Genomic DNA, 12,510 nt, shown 5'->3' with positions numbered 1-12,510 from the left:
CATGGCCGCCACCGTCGCGCCCGCCGCCGAGCCGCCCCTCGATCGCCGCCGCATGGTGGCCTTCGTCTGCATGGTGTTCGGGATGTTCATGGCCATCCTGGACATCCAGATCGTGTCGGCATCGCTGGCCGAGATCCAGGCCGGGCTCTCTGCCTCGGGCGACGAGATCCCCTGGGTCCAGACCAGCTATCTCATCGCCGAGGTCATCGCGATCCCGCTCTCCGGCTTCCTGTCGCGGGTGATCTCGACCCGGTGGATGTTCGTGGTCTCGGCCGGCGGCTTCACCCTGATGAGCCTGATGTGCGCGACCTCGACCTCGATCAACGAGATGATCCTGTGGCGGGCGCTGCAGGGCTTCATCGGCGGCGGCATGATCCCCACCGTCTTCGCCTCCGCCTTCACGATCTTCCCGCCCTCCAAGCGCCCCATCGTCTCGCCGATGATCGGCCTCGTGGCGACGCTCGCCCCCACCATCGGCCCGACCGTGGGCGGCTACCTGACGGACGCCTTCGACTGGCACTGGCTGTTTCTCATCAACGTGGTGCCGGGCATCGTCGTCACCGTCTCGACCTACCTGCTCGTCGATTTCGACGAGCCGAACCTCGACCTGTTCAAGCGCTTCGATTGGTTCGGCTTGGCCTTCATGGCCGCCTTCCTCGGTTGCCTCGAATACGTGTTGGAGGAGGGGCCGAACCACGACTGGCTTCAGGACGAGGCGGTCTTCGCCTGCGCCATCGTCTGCGTCGTGGGCGGTGTCGCCTTCTTCTGGCGCGCGCTCACGGCGGCAGAGCCCATCGTCGACCTGCGCGCCTTCTCCGACCGCAACTTCGCGGCGGGCTGCATCTTCAGCTTCGTCCTCGGCATCGGCCTCTACGGCCTCACCTATCTCTACCCGGTCTATCTCGGACGCGTGCGCGGCTACTCGGCCCTGCAGATCGGCGAGACGATGTTCGTCTCAGGCCTGTGCATGTTCGCCACCGCTCCCATCGCGGGCCGGTTCTCGGGCAAGGTCGATCCGCGCATCCTGATGGGGATCGGCTTCACCGGCTTCGCCGCCGGCACCTGGATCGTCACCGGGCTGACCAAGGATTGGGATTTCTGGGAATTGCTGCTGCCCCAGGTTCTGCGCGGCTGCTCGCTGATGCTGTGCATGATCCCGATCAACAACATTGCGCTCGGCACGCTGCCGCCTGCGCGGATGAAGAACGCGTCCGGGCTCTACAACCTCACCCGCAATCTCGGCGGGGCGGTGGGCCTCGCCCTCATCAACACCGTGCTCAACGACCGCTGGGACCTGCACCTCGCCCGGCTGCACGAGCGCTTCACCTGGACGAACAATACCGTGCTGGAGCGGCTCGACATGACGCGTCGCCAGTTCGAGGCGCTGGGCCTCGACGGCAACACCATGGCCCTCAGGGCGATGATGAACACGGTGCGGATGCAGGGTCTGGTGATGGGCTTCACCGACGTCTTCCTGGTTCTGACCTTCCTGTTCCTCGCCATGGCCTGCGCGACGCCGCTGATCCGCCGGCCGCGCGCCGCCGCTCCGGCGGGCGGCGGCCATTGAGACGGCTGCTCCGGCCGAGCCCTTAACCGTCCACCGAGGAATTCGGGGACGGGCGAGCCGCATGCGACGATCTCGCCGGCCCCGCCCGGTTTGCGTTCGCTCCACCGCGATCCGATCTGCTATGGGGGTGTGTTGGCCCCTCGCGAGGCCCTGAGGATCGACGAATGGACTTTCTAGCTTCGATGGGGGGAACCGCCTCCGGCTTCTTCGGGTCGGTGATCCCCTTCGTCATCGTGCTCAGCATCGTGGTGTTCGTCCACGAGATGGGCCACTTCCTCGTCGGCCGCTGGTGCGGGGTCGGCGTCCATGCCTTCTCCCTTGGGTTCGGCCCCGAACTCTTCGGCTTCAACGACCGCCACGGTACCCGTTGGAAGGTCTCGGCGATCCCGCTCGGCGGCTACGTCAAGTTCCACGGCGACGCGAACGGCGCCAGCGTGGCCGATCCCGCCGCTCTCGCGCGGATGACGCCCGAGGAGCGCGCCACGAGTTTCCCGGCCCAGAGCCTGGGTAAGCGCGCGGCCATCGTCGCCGCCGGACCCATCGCCAACTTCCTCCTGGCCATCGCGCTCTTTGCCGGGGCGATCTATGTCTCCGGCCGTTACGAGCTTCCGCCGCGCATCGACGGCGTGATGCCGGGCAGTGCGGCCGAGCGGGCGGGCTTCCAGCCCGGCGACCTCGTCACGTCCATCGACGGGACGCAGGTGACCAACTTCCTCGACATGCAGCGCACCGTCTCCGGCAGCGCCGGCGCCAGCCTCGCCGTCACCGTCGACCGCGGCGGCGAGACGAAGACCCTGACCGCGATTCCCGACGCGGTGGAGGAGCGCACGCCGTTCGGCAAGCACCGCCTCGGCCGCCTCGGCATCAAGGGACCGAACGGCGCCGACGCCCAGGTCCGGCATTACGGCCTCGTCCAATCCCTCGGGCTCGGCGTGTCGGAGACCTATTTCGTGGTCGACCGGACGATGAACTACCTCGGCAAGCTGGTGACCGGGCGCGAATCCGCCGATCAGCTCTCCGGACCCATCGGGATCGCCCGCGTTTCGGGCGAGGTCGCCAAGGTCGGAGGTGTCGGAGGGCTCATCGGCCTCGTGGCGCTCCTGTCCGTGTCGATCGGCCTGCTTAACCTTTTCCCGGTCCCCCTCCTCGATGGCGGTCACCTGTTGTTCTACGCGTTCGAGGCCGTTCGCGGCCGTCCCCTGAGCGAGAAGACCCAGGAGATCGGCTTCCGGATCGGGCTCGCCCTGGTCCTCTTCCTGATGCTGTTCGCCGCCTGGAACGACATTCTGAACCTCGGCGCGTCCTGGTCCGGACGGGGTTCCTGACCCGGCGCCATCGTCTCCGCGGCGCCGCGGAGCGCGCCTCTCGCAAGGCTGTGGATGTCTCCGTAACGCCCTGATCGAGTTCGATAATCGAAAAGCCCGCCCAGTCCTCGGGGCGGGCTTTTTGCTGCAAATTGACGATTGATTCACCTTATCGAGCGATGAACGGGAACCGTTAAGTGACCGGAAGGCCACGTCTCCCCAAAATCCCCCCTACAGCCCAGGTCCGAGCGTTTGCTTCGCTCGGGAAACTCGGTAGAAGCTGAGCTTGGGACCAGGTGACGGGACGGTCGGACAACGACCGCCTGTCTGCGGGTGCAAACCCGGACTGTTAATAAATAGAGACGGGCGATTACATGATGTCGATGACGGGGAAGCGCCGGCGGAAGTCGGCCGAACGGACCATCGTCCTAGTCGCTGCCGCGGCCGCAGGGCTGGTTCTGGGCGGTACGGCACAGGCGCAGCAGATCGTCGTCCAGGGTAACAAGCGCGTCGATGCCGACACGATCCGGTCCTACGTGACCGGCACGGCCTCGGGATCTCCCGAAGAGGCCCGCCGCAACCTTCTGGCGAGCGGCATGTTTTCCGACGTCAAGGTCTCGCGCAGCGGCGGCGGGACGGTGGTGACGGTGCGCGAGAACAACCTCATCAACCGCGTCGTGTTCGAGGGGAACAAGAAGGTCGAGAAGGGGACGCTCGAAGCCGAGGTCGAGGCCAAGGCCCGCGGCGGCTTCAGCGAGGGTATCGTCCAGGCCGATCTTCAGCGCATCCGCGAGATCTACCGCCGCGCCGGCCGCGGCACCGCCAAGGTGAGCTTCCGCACCGTCGATCTGCCCAACGGCCGCATCGACCTGATCTACGTGATCGAGGAAGGCGACAAGACCGGCATCAAGGCGATCAAGTTTGTCGGCAATAGCGCCTATTCCGACAGCAAGCTGCGCGAGCTGATGAGCTCGTCGGAGATGAACTTCCTCTCGTTCATCAAGACCTCGGACGTCTACGATCCCGACCGGATCACCAACGATCTCGACCTCGTGCGCCGCTACTACCTGAAGAACGGTTATGCCGATTTCCGGGTGGTGAATGCCGATGCGCGCTACGTCGAAGGCGAGGGCGATGCCGGCTGGGTCATCACCGTCACCGTGGACGAGGGTCAGCAATACACCGTCGGCGCGGTGGCCATCGATTCGCGCCTGCCGGGTGTCGACACCCAGATCCTCGACGGCGAGGTCCGCGCCGCCGTGGGCGACGTCTACAACGCCGAGGACGTGGAGAAGACCCTCTCCGGTGTGACCAATCAGGTCGCCCGCCAGGGCTTCCCCTTCGCCCAGGTTCGCCCGACCGGCCAGCGCGACCGCGCCTCCCACACCGTGGCCCTCGGCTTCGTCGTCGAGGACGGCCCGCGCGTCTATGTCGAGCGCATCAACATCCGCGGCAACACCCGCACCCGCGACTACGTCATCCGCCGCGAGCTCGATCTCACCGAGGGTGATGCCTATAACCGCGTTCTCACCGATCGCGCCGAGCGTCGCCTGAACGGTCTCGGCTTCTTCAAGAAGGTCCGTTTCTCCAACGAGCCGGGCTCGTCGGCCGACCGAGTGATCATCAACATCGACGTCGAGGATCAGCCCACGGGTTCGTTCTCGGTGGCGGGCGGTTACTCCACCCAGGACGGCATCATCGGCGAAGTCTCGGTCTCAGAGTCGAACTTCCTCGGTCGCGGCCAGTATGTCCGCGTCGCCGGCACCGGCGGCCAGTACTCCCGTGGCGTCGACTTCTCCTTCACCGAGCCGTACTTCCTCGGCTACCGCCTCGCCGCCGGCTTCGACGCCTTCTACAAGTACAGCGACCTGACCCGCTACTCACGCTACGAGACGACCGTCTACGGTGGCCAGATCCGCGTCGGCCTGCCGATCACGGAAGAGTTCGGCGTCACCCTGCGCTACTCGCTCTACAACACAGAGTTGCAGATCCCGAACAGCACGAAGCGTCCGTATAACGACTGCTCGAACCCGATCCCGGGCTACACGAATACGAATCAGCCAGCTCTAATTCCCGGTACGAACAATCCGAATCCGTATTTTGGGACTGGCCTGCCGCTTTATCCGAACTGTGCTCTTGATGGCGAAGCCTCGATTGCTCTCAAGGGATCGACCGGCAACACGCTCACCTCGCTCGCCGGCGTGACTTTGGCCTATTCGACGCTGGACAACCTCGCCCAGCCGCGGAACGGCCTCTATGCCGAGCTGAAACCCGAAATCGCCGGTCTCGGCGGTGACTCGAAGTTCTTCCGCGTGGCTGGCGATGCGCGCTACTACAAGGAATTCTACGAGGACGTGGTCGGGTTTGCTCGCCTGCAGGGTGGCCATATATCGCCGCTTACCGACGAGAAGCTGCGCATCACCGATCAGTACTTCCTCGGTCCGTCGCTCGTTCGCGGCTTTGCGCCTAACGGTATCGGTCCGCGCGACGTCGGCAGCGCCGATTCCCGCTCGAACGCTGTAGGTGGAACGACATACTTCGGCGGTACGCTCGAAGTTCAGTTCCCGATCTACGGTATTCCGCGTGATTTGGGCCTGAAGGGCGCCGTCTTCGCGGATGCCGGTACGCTGTTCGGTTACAACAGCCGCACGCAGTTTAACGTGAACGGCGACAGCGATAGTAACGGTGCTGCTATTATCAACGGCATCGCGCCCGGCGGAGCCTGCGCGTACACCGCGCTCGGCAGCGGAGCGATCACCGTCGAGCCGGAATGCCTGAACGTCCGCGACAAGATGACGATCCGCTCCTCGATCGGTGCGTCCATCCTGTGGAACTCGCCGCTGGGCCCGATCCGCTTCGATTACGCCTACGCCCTGACCAAGGACGAAGGCCAGAAGATCTACAATGCTCAGGGCGACTACCTCGGCCGCGTTGGCAAGGATCAGCTCCAGGCCTTCCGCTTCTCCGGCGGTTCGCGCTTCTGAGCCAAGACGCACGGGCTTCCTTCTCGAAGCCCGTGCGTTGTCGCATCATGTCTGATCCCATCTTCTTCGCATCCAGCACGGCCCTCAGCCTCGGCGACATCGCCGGGGCTGCCGGCATTTCGCTTCCCGAAGGCGCGGACCCTGGCGCGATGGTCGGCGGCGCGTCTCCCTTGGAGACCGCAGGCCCCGGCGACCTCGCCTATATGGACAACGTCCGCTACGGCGATGTCCTGGCGCAGACGAAGGCGCTGGCCTGCCTCGTCTCACCGCGCTTCGCGGCCAAGGTGCCACCGACGACGGTGGCCCTGGTCACGCGTGATCCGTACCGGGTCTATGCCGGCCTGCTGGCGCGCTTCCACCCGGAGGCCATGCGGCCCCACTCGCAATTCGCCACCGAGGGGGTATCTCCGGGCGCCCATGTCCATCCCAAGGCCCGCCTCGAAGACGGCGTGATCGTCGATCCCGGCGCCGTGATCGGTCCCGGTGCCGAGATCGGTTCGGGGACGATCATCGGCCCGAACGCCGTGATCGGCCCCAATGTCCGCATCGGCCGCGATTGCTCCATCGGGGCGGGGGTGACCCTGGCCTATGCCCTCGTCGGCAACCGCGTGATCCTTCATCCCGGCGCGCGCATCGGCCAGGACGGGTTCGGCTTCGCCATGGGACCGGGCGGGCATCTCAAGGTGCCCCAGACCGGCCGCGTCATCGTGCAGGACGATGTCGAGATCGGCGCCAACACCACGATCGATCGCGGCGCCGGCCGCGATACCGTGATCGGGGAGGGGACCAAGATCGATAACCTCGTCCAGATCGCCCATAACGTCGTCATCGGGCGCCACTGCGTCATCGTCTCGGGTGTGGGCATTTCCGGCTCGACCACGTTGGAGGATTACGTGGTGCTCGGCGGCCAGGTCGGCGTGGTCGGGCACCTGCGGATCGGCATGGGCTCGCAGATCGCCGGATCTTCGAACGTCAACCGCGACGTCCCGCCCGGGAGCCGCTGGGGCGGTACTCCGGCCAAGCCCGTGCGCACCTGGTTCCGCGAACTCACCGCTCTCGCCCGCCTCGCGGAAAAGTCGGGCCGCGACACGAGCGAGCCCCCCAAGGACTGAGCCGGAACCGTCCTTGGCACGGGATGACCGGCTGCACGACTCTCCGAGACTTGCATCCGTTGGCGTTTATGCCGATGACGACGTTCGGTTTTCTTCCAAGGTTCGGGGCGAGGCGTCAGGGGCGCCGGGGCGCCATGGGATTGTTCGATCGATGAGTGACATGCCGAAAGATCTGGGCTCGGCCGACATCCAGAAGATCCTGGAACTTCTGCCCCATCGCTACCCGTTCCTGATGATCGACCGCATCATCGAGATCGACGGGGATCGCTCCTGCATCGGGATCAAGAACGTCTCGTTCAACGAGCCGCAATTCACCGGGCATTTTCCGGGCCTGCCGGTGTTCCCGGGCGTCCTGCTGATCGAAGGCATGGCCCAGACTGCCGGCGCCATCTGCTGCCAGCACATCAAGACCGACGAGATGCGGGCCAAGCAGGTGTTCTTCATGACCATCGACAAGTGCAAGTTCCGCAAGCCCGTCGTGCCCGGCGACACGGTGCGGTACCACATGACGAAAATGAACCAGCGCCGGACCATGTGGTGGTTCAAGGGCCAGGCGCGGGTGGGCAACACCCTCGTGGCCGAGGCCGAGATCGGCGCCATGCTGGTGACGGAGTGAGCGCATTGGCCGAGATCCATCCGAGCTCCGTCATCGAAGACGGGGCCACGATCGGCGAAGGCGTGCGGATCGGCCCCTTCTGCCATGTCGGGCCGGAGGTCGTCCTGGGCGAGGGCTGCGAGCTCGTCAGCCACGTGGTCGTCGCCGGACGCACCGGAATCGGTCCCCGCACCAAGCTCTACCCCTTCTCGTCCATCGGTCATCCACCGCAGGATCTGAAGTTTCGCGGCGAGGCGTCGACGCTGACCATTGGGGCCGACTGCCTGATTCGCGAAGGCGTCACGATGAACCCCGGCACGGCCGGCGGCGGCCTCGAGACGGTCGTCGGCGACAAGTGCACCTTCCTGGCCAATTCCCATGTGGGGCACGATTGCCGGGTGGGCGATGGGGTCGTCTTCTCCAACAACGTCATGCTCGCCGGCCATTGCAGCGTCGGCGACTATGCGATCCTGGGCGGCGGCGCCGCCGTGATCCAGTTCGCCCGCGTCGGGGCCCATGCCTTCGTCGGCGGCCTCTCGGGGTTGGAGAACGATTGCATTCCCTACGGCATGGCGCTCGGCAACCGCGCCTATCTCTCGGGACTCAACATCATCGGCCTGCAGCGCCGGGGTTTCGCCCGCGAGGATATCCATGCCCTGCGCCGGGCCTATCGCCTGCTCTTTGCCCAGGAGGGCACCCTGATGGAGCGCGTGGAGGACGTGGCGGCGGAGTTCGAGGCGCATCGTGCCGTGGCCGAGATTATCGCCTTCATCCGCGTGGGCGGTAAACGCTCGATCTGCACCCCGCGCGAGAATCCGGGCTCGGCTTGACCGCGTCTCTCCAGCCGACCTCTCTTGTCGATCCCCATCCGGAGGAGCGTCTGGTTCTGGTCGCCGGCGCGGGGCGGCTCCCCGAACTCGTGGCCGAATCCCTCGATAGGTCGGGACGCCCGTTCCGGGTGCTCGCCATCCGTGGTTTCGCCGAACGCCCGATGCGCGCACGCGCCGAGGCCACGGTCGATCTCCTCGACATCGCCGGCGCGTTAAAGGTTCTGGAGGCCTGGGGGCCGGCCTGCGTCATACCGGTGGGCGGAGTCTCGCGGCCCAACCCCGCCGCCATCCTCAACGCGGCGGCGGCCTTGCGGAATCGCGATGCGCTCCGGGCCATTTCGGGGGGAGGGGACGACCGGCTGCTGCGGGGCGCCCTCGTCCTTCTGGAGGATAACGGCCACCGCGTCGTCGGCATCCACGACGTGGCGCCGGACCTGCTGAGCCCAGAGGGGCAGCTCGGGCGGCTCGCGCCGGATCTGGCGGCGCGGGCGTCCATCGCCACGGGCTGCGGCATCCTCGCGGCATTGGCCGCCTACGATGTCGGCCAGGCGATCGTCGTCGCGGCCCAGCGCGCGCTGGCGGTGGAGGGCCCGGAGGGCACCGACCGGATGCTCGCCCGCGCGCGTGCCCTCGGGCGCAAGCCGTTCGGATTGGGCACGGCTCAGCCCGGTACCGTACTGGTTAAACTCGCCAAGACCGGCCAGGATCTCCGGGTCGACCTGCCGGCCATCGGTCCGCGCACGGTCAAGGCCGCCGCGGCGGCGGGCTGCGCCGGCATCGCCATCCAGGCGGGCTACACCCTCATCATCGACAGGGACGCCACGGTGGCCGAGGCCGACCGCGCGGGCCTGTTCCTCATCGGTTTGCGGATCGAGGCATGACCATGCATCCGTCCAGACGAATCTGGCTCGTCGCAGGCGAGGATTCCGGCGATCAGCTCGGGGCCAAGCTGATGCGGGCGTTGTCGGACCTCTCCGGCGGGCAGGTGACGTTCGGGGGGGTCGGCGGCGAGGCCATGGCCGCGCAGGGCTTCCTCTCCCTGTTTCCCCTCGATGACGTGGCGGTGATGGGCTACCTGCCCGTGGCGGCCCGCCTGCGCACCCTTCTGCGCCGCATTCGCCAGACGGTGCGGGACATCGTCGAGGCGCGCCCGGACGTCCTCGTCATCATCGACAGTCCCGGTTTCACCCATGCGGTCGCCTCGCGGGTGCGAAAGCGCCTGCCCGATCTGCCTATCGTCGATTACGTCTCTCCCAGCGTCTGGGCGTGGAGACCCTGGCGTGCGGCGAAGATGCGGCCGTTCATCGACCACGTCCTGGCGCTCCTGCCCTTCGAACCGGAGGCGCATCGCCGGCTCGGCGGCCCGGACTGCACCTATGTCGGGCATCCGCTCATCGAGCGTTTGGCCGAGTTGCGCCCCGATTCCGCGGAGGCTGCGGCGCGGGAGGGGACGCCGCCGACCCTCGTGATCCTGCCGGGCTCGCGCCGCTCCGAGATCGAGCGGCTGATGCCGGTCTTCGGTGCCACCCTGGACCTTCTCGTGCAGCGATACGGGCCTATCGACGCCGTGCTCCCGGCGGTCACACGCCATCGCGCCATGATCGAGCGATTGGCCCTTTCCTGGTCCCGCCCTGTGACGATCGTGCATGGCGAGGCGGCGAAATACGCGGCCTTCCGGCGGTCCCGCGCGGCCCTGGCGGCCTCGGGTACGGTCACCCTCGAACTCGCCCTGGCCGGCGTGCCAATGGTCGTCGCCTACAAGGTCTCACGCCTCGAGGAGGCCGTGGCGCGGCGGCTGATCCAGGTGCCGACCATCGTGCTGCCGAATCTGATCCTCGGCGAGAATGCCATGCCCGAATTCATCCAGGCCGAATGCACCCCCGGGCGCCTGGGCGAGGCCCTGCTTCCGCTCCTCAAGGGCGGCGCGGCGCGTGACGCGCAGGTGCGCTCGCTTCAACGCATCGACGGCTCGATGCGCCTCGCGGGCGATGACGAGCCGAGCCGCAAGGCAGCGAGAATCGTGCTGTCGGCGGCTCGCCCTGCGGTCAGCGGACTGTCGTCGACGTAAGCGCTTTCGGTCTCGCGCCCCGCATGACTTCCGAGGCCTGGAGGGCGCTGGGCGGGAGGGCCCGGTCGTCCGCCCCGCGTGTCGAGGACAGGGACGGCATATCCGTTGTTCGCGCTGCCTCGTCGCGTCCGAACGCGTAGCCGGCATTCACGCCCGCATAGAATCCGGTGAAATCCTCGGCCTGCGCTGGAACCGCGAAAGCCATCGGCAGGCACAGGCTCATCGTCATGAAGACGGTACGCATCGCTGTTCCCGGCACCCGGCATCGTCCCTTCGGATCGTTTCGTTCGGAGACCGTCATAGGGTTTCCCCCGAGGATGCTGGATACGAAAAACGGCGACCCGAAGGCCGCCGCTGATTCGTCTCTACGTCGACAAGACCGCGTAACTGCGGTTTTGCCCGAGCGCTCTCTCACCGATCAGTAATCGGCGTTGATGCTCTGAGCCTCGCGGCCCTTCTGGCCGTCGATCACGCTAAGGGTGACCTGCTGGCCTTCGGCGAGGGACTCGAGTCCGGCGCGCGACAGGGCCGAGCGGTGCACGAACACGTCCTTGCCGCCGTCATTGACGGAGACAAAGCCGAAGCCCTTGGCCGGGTCGTACCACTTCACGGTGCCGCTCATCTCGACCGACGGACCGCTGGCGAAACGACCGCCGCCGCCGCCAGCACCACCGCCGAAGCGATCGTTGCCGCCGCCGTAGCTGCCGCCACCGCCGCTGAAGCGATCACCACCACCGAAACCACCGGCGCGGGGTGCGGGCGCACGACGCGGGGCCTCGGCCTCGGCCGTCGAGGTGTCGACGCTGGTCACGTCCGTGACCTGCGGACCCTTCTGGCCCTGCGCGGTGTGGACGGTCAGGCGCGTGCCGGGAAGCAGATCGGCATGGCCCGCAGCCTCGACTGCGCGGATGTGAAGGAACGCATCGCCGGAACCGTCAGCCAGTTCGACGAAGCCGAAGCCCTTCTCCTTGTTGAACCACTTGACCGTCGCGTCACGCTCCGGTCCAGAGGGAGCGGCTGCAGCACGGGCCGGACCACGATCGAAACCGCCGCCGCCACCGCCATATCCACCGCCGAAGCCACCGCTCGGGGGTGCCTGATCCGGCCAGCGAGGCTCGGCACCACCCTCATCGAAGCCGCGCTTCTGCGGCCCCCTGAAATCACGACCACGTCCCATCGAAAGCTCGCAAAAACCGTCCGCCGACCATCTGTCTTTGAATACCGGGTGCGCGCCGTCCCAGACGGGCGCTTCACCACACTATCATCACTCTCAGCAGCGGTGACCAAGAATAACGCCTTAGTCCTGACTGAATCTTGGCTCTCTCGCAAGGTGCTTCTCGCCGGACTCTGCAAGGTTCCGCGGATTTCCTGCGACAGATTACGTACTCCGTTCCGTCTCAGGCCTGCCTTTCCGGCAGGAGGCCATTGCGTACAGGATGCGCAAACGCCATGCGGATGAACGACTTCGCGTTCCGAATTTTTCCTGATCGCGTTAGGAAAATGCACATCGATGGCCGCTAGGATGTGCGCAGGCGCCTGCGAAAGCGGTGGCTCGGAACCCCTGGCCGATGATCGCAACCCCGTCATTTCCGGATCTTTCGGCCCTCGTCGTGGACGAGAGCCTCTATATTCGCCGAATCGTTCGCGACATGCTGATGCGCGTGGGAATCAAACGCGTCCTCGAAGCGCCGGACGGTGCCGAGGCGCTGGGTGTGCTGGCCGAGAGCAAGCCGGACATCACGATCATCGACTGGGACCTCGCCATCCTGTCCGGCGAGGAGTTCATCCGCCTCGCCCGCACGCCCACCACGTCGCCGTCGCCCACCGTGCCGATCATCCTGATGCTGGCGCAGCCCCGCCGCAACGTCGTCGACCGTGCCATCTCCCTCGGGGTCAACGAGATCATCGCCAAACCGTTCTCGCCCAAGACCCTGTGGTCGCGCCTGGACGAAGTCATCAACCGGCCCCGGCCGTTCTCCCAGGTGAAGAGCCTCCTGCGTCCGGTACCGAGAATGACGGCAGCCGGCAAAGCTCTCTGACGCCATCACGA

The 12,510-nt window shown here is 66.5% G+C and carries 11 protein-coding genes; 9 read left to right on the top strand and 2 right to left on the bottom strand.

The features are described 5' to 3' along the window. The first annotated feature begins 1 nt into the window (after position 1). From A3OM_RS0117265 to lpxB, 8 genes are all read left to right on the top strand, one after another. Positions 2-1,567 (top strand): DHA2 family efflux MFS transporter permease subunit, encoded by a 1,566-nt coding sequence (locus A3OM_RS0117265; protein ID WP_018045023.1) that lies wholly within the window; start codon positions 2-4, stop codon positions 1,565-1,567. A 164-nt stretch (positions 1,568-1,731) separates the two neighbouring features. Next, a complete protein-coding gene (gene rseP / locus A3OM_RS0117260; protein ID WP_026176144.1) occupies positions 1,732-2,892 on the top strand; it encodes an RIP metalloprotease RseP in 1,161 nt (386 codons plus the stop codon). A 353-nt stretch (positions 2,893-3,245) separates the two neighbouring features. Then, positions 3,246-5,855 (top strand): outer membrane protein assembly factor BamA, encoded by a 2,610-nt coding sequence (gene bamA, locus A3OM_RS0117255; RefSeq protein ID WP_018045021.1) that lies wholly within the window; start codon positions 3,246-3,248, stop codon positions 5,853-5,855. 47 nt (positions 5,856-5,902) lie between these two features. Next, the gene (gene lpxD / locus A3OM_RS0117250) at positions 5,903-6,967 is read left to right on the top strand and encodes a UDP-3-O-(3-hydroxymyristoyl)glucosamine N-acyltransferase (protein WP_018045020.1); all 1,065 of its coding nucleotides are present in this window, start codon (positions 5,903-5,905) and stop codon (positions 6,965-6,967) included. Between the two features lie 151 nt (positions 6,968-7,118). Next, positions 7,119-7,583: a 3-hydroxyacyl-ACP dehydratase FabZ gene (gene fabZ, locus A3OM_RS0117245; protein WP_026176143.1), complete on the top strand. Its 465-nt coding sequence runs from the start codon at positions 7,119-7,121 to the stop codon at positions 7,581-7,583. After that, complete coding sequence (gene lpxA, locus A3OM_RS0117240; RefSeq protein WP_147829125.1) at positions 7,580-8,392, top strand: acyl-ACP--UDP-N-acetylglucosamine O-acyltransferase; 813 nt, start codon at positions 7,580-7,582, stop codon at positions 8,390-8,392. Before fabZ ends, lpxA begins: the two co-directional genes overlap by 4 nt. Continuing rightward, positions 8,389-9,273, top strand: coding sequence for a UDP-2,3-diacylglucosamine diphosphatase LpxI (lpxI, locus tag A3OM_RS0117235; protein ID WP_018045017.1), 885 nt, complete (start codon positions 8,389-8,391; stop codon positions 9,271-9,273). Before lpxA ends, lpxI begins: the two co-directional genes overlap by 4 nt. Then, positions 9,270-10,460 (top strand): lipid-A-disaccharide synthase, encoded by a 1,191-nt coding sequence (gene lpxB / locus A3OM_RS0117230; RefSeq protein ID WP_018045016.1) that lies wholly within the window; start codon positions 9,270-9,272, stop codon positions 10,458-10,460. Before lpxI ends, lpxB begins: the two co-directional genes overlap by 4 nt. Here lpxB and A3OM_RS0117225 read toward each other — a convergent pair. Both A3OM_RS0117225 and A3OM_RS0117220 read right to left on the bottom strand, forming a co-directional pair. Next, positions 10,438-10,704, bottom strand: a complete 267-nt coding sequence (locus A3OM_RS0117225) for a hypothetical protein (protein WP_018045015.1) — start codon at positions 10,702-10,704, stop codon at positions 10,438-10,440. The genes lpxB and A3OM_RS0117225 overlap by 23 nt on opposite strands. A gap of 174 nt (positions 10,705-10,878) precedes the next feature. After that, complete coding sequence (locus A3OM_RS0117220) at positions 10,879-11,637, bottom strand: cold-shock protein (protein WP_018045014.1); 759 nt, start codon at positions 11,635-11,637, stop codon at positions 10,879-10,881. Between the two features lie 391 nt (positions 11,638-12,028). Here A3OM_RS0117220 and A3OM_RS0117215 point away from each other — a divergent pair, with 391 nt between their 5' ends. Continuing rightward, complete coding sequence (locus A3OM_RS0117215; protein ID WP_018045013.1) at positions 12,029-12,499, top strand: response regulator; 471 nt, start codon at positions 12,029-12,031, stop codon at positions 12,497-12,499. Positions 12,500-12,510 lie beyond the last annotated feature (11 nt).

This window comes from Methylobacterium sp. 88A (genome assembly GCF_000376345.1).
GTDB lineage: Bacteria > Pseudomonadota > Alphaproteobacteria > Rhizobiales > Beijerinckiaceae > Methylobacterium > Methylobacterium bullatum.
Note: the sequence above shows the minus strand (reverse complement) of the source record. Positions and strands in the feature narration are given on the sequence as shown.

Excerpts from the sequence above, each read along its gene's own strand:
- A3OM_RS0117225 (WP_018045015.1), bottom strand. The coding sequence starts at position 10,704 with ATGCGTACCGTCTTCATGACGATGAGCCTGTGCCTGCCGATGGCTTTC.
- bamA (WP_018045021.1), top strand. The coding sequence starts at position 3,246 with ATGATGTCGATGACGGGGAAGCGCCGGCGGAAGTCGGCCGAACGGACC.
- fabZ (WP_026176143.1), top strand. The coding sequence starts at position 7,119 with ATGAGTGACATGCCGAAAGATCTGGGCTCGGCCGACATCCAGAAGATC.
- A3OM_RS0117220 (WP_018045014.1), bottom strand. The coding sequence starts at position 11,637 with ATGGGACGTGGTCGTGATTTCAGGGGGCCGCAGAAGCGCGGCTTCGAT.
- lpxB (WP_018045016.1), top strand. The coding sequence starts at position 9,270 with ATGACCATGCATCCGTCCAGACGAATCTGGCTCGTCGCAGGCGAGGAT.
- A3OM_RS0117215 (WP_018045013.1), top strand. The coding sequence starts at position 12,029 with ATGATCGCAACCCCGTCATTTCCGGATCTTTCGGCCCTCGTCGTGGAC.
- rseP (WP_026176144.1), top strand. The coding sequence starts at position 1,732 with ATGGACTTTCTAGCTTCGATGGGGGGAACCGCCTCCGGCTTCTTCGGG.
- lpxD (WP_018045020.1), top strand. The coding sequence starts at position 5,903 with ATGTCTGATCCCATCTTCTTCGCATCCAGCACGGCCCTCAGCCTCGGC.
- A3OM_RS0117265 (WP_018045023.1), top strand. The coding sequence starts at position 2 with ATGGCCGCCACCGTCGCGCCCGCCGCCGAGCCGCCCCTCGATCGCCGC.